The organism is Caulobacter sp. P1_B12_2, assembly GCF_056406675.1.
This window is the reverse complement of sequence record NZ_JBFTZS010000686.1, coordinates 1-1,613: the sequence shown is the minus strand read 5'-3', so window position 1 is coordinate 1,613 and position 1,613 is coordinate 1. Positions and strand designations below refer to the sequence as shown.

1 protein-coding gene is annotated in these 1,613 nt (G+C 71.8%); it reads left to right on the top strand.

The window, feature by feature from the left end:
- Positions 1-1,391: autotransporter outer membrane beta-barrel domain-containing protein (locus tag AC1DZ6_RS24875; protein ID WP_477099767.1), on the top strand; the 1,391-nt coding region annotated here is incomplete at its 5' end.
- Positions 1,392-1,613 lie beyond the last annotated feature (222 nt).

Genomic DNA, 1,613 nt, shown 5'->3' with positions numbered 1-1,613 from the left:
CGCTCAGCCCCGGCGCTTCGCCGGGCACGATGACGGTGACGGGCGACGTCGCCCTGGTCGCGGGTTCGACCGCGCTGTTCGAGTTCACCCCCACCGTCAGCGACCAACTGGTGGTGTCGGGCAAGGTGACGATCGCCCAGGGCTCGACCCTGAAGCTGACCGGCGTCGCCGCTCTGACGCCCGGGCGCCGCGTGGACCTGATCACCGCCGGCGGCGGGATCTTCGGGTCGTTCTCGACCATCGACGGCGCGCAGGGCCTGAACCTGCACCTCACCCAGACGTCCACGCGCCTGCAGGCCCTGGGCCTGTTCACCACCGACACCACCTTCTCCTCGCAGGTGTCGAACCTGATCGGGACGCTGAACACCGCCCTGATCGACGACAAGGTCAGCGCCGCGCTGGTCGCCGCCCTGCCGGCCCTGGTCGATCCGACCACCAGCAAGAGCGATCCGCGCGCCCTGGCCCGGCTGACGCCCCAGGCCTACGCCTCGGCCGCCCAGCTGGCGGTCGAGGACGGCCTGTCGATCGTCGACGCCTCGCGCGCCCAGGCTCGCCTCGCGCCCGAGACGCCGGGCCTGTTCGGCTTCGGCCAGGCGATCGCCAGCCGCCGCACCCTGGACGGCGACGCCGCCGCGGGCGTGGCGAAGGGCAAGATCGACTCCACCGGCGGCCTGGCCGGCGTCGGCTACGGCGTCGAGTCGGCCTGGGCGGGGGTCTTCGTCGGCTATCTGAACGGCCGCCAGCGCATCAGCGCGCTGGACGCCCGCACCGGAACCGACGGCTTCACGATCGGCGCCCAGGGACAGGTCCGGATCGGCGGCTTCCAGCTGGGCGCCATGGCGGCCCACGAGGGCGCGGACGTCGACACCCGTCGCGCGGCGCCCGGCGGGACCACCGCGACCGGCGACTACAAGCTCAAGAGCTGGATCGCCGACGTCAACCTGACCTACCGCGCCCAGCTGAACGGCGACTGGGCCGTGCAGCCGCGCCTGGGGGCCAGTTATGTCGGCGCCAAGCGTGACGGCTTCGTCGAACGCGGCGGCGGGGCTTTCGCCCTCACCGTCCAGGGCGACACGTCCTCGGCCTGGTTCATCGACGGCCAGGTGGAAGTGCTGGGCGGCCAGACGGCCGGCGCGCGCCTTCACCCGTACGCCTCGCTGGGCTTCCGCTCGACGGCCGACGGCGGCGACACCTCGGCGTCCGGCCGCATCGCCGGCCTCACGACGCCGATCAGCGTCGCCGGGCTTGATCGCGGCGGCACGCTGGCCACGGTCGGCGGCGGCGCGGCCTACGATCTCGCCCCCGGCCTCACCGCGTCGGCGACCTACGCCGGCGAGTTCGGCGACGGCGGACGCCAGGCGATCCTGGTCGGCCTGAACTGGAAGTTCTGATCCCCATCGGAGACCCGCATTTCGGTGCGAGTCTCCGAAACCTCTTGCGGCAAAAGGGCTCGCTTGAGGCCAGCCCTTGACTTCGCACCTGCAATAAACGACATACGGCCTACGCCATCTGGCGTTATCGGCGCTCCAGCTGCGTGAAGGACCGTTTTCGGTTCAGCCTGTCGAGCGCCCTAAAGCTTCTCATCAGACCGCCCGTGTCACGCGGGGCGCTCC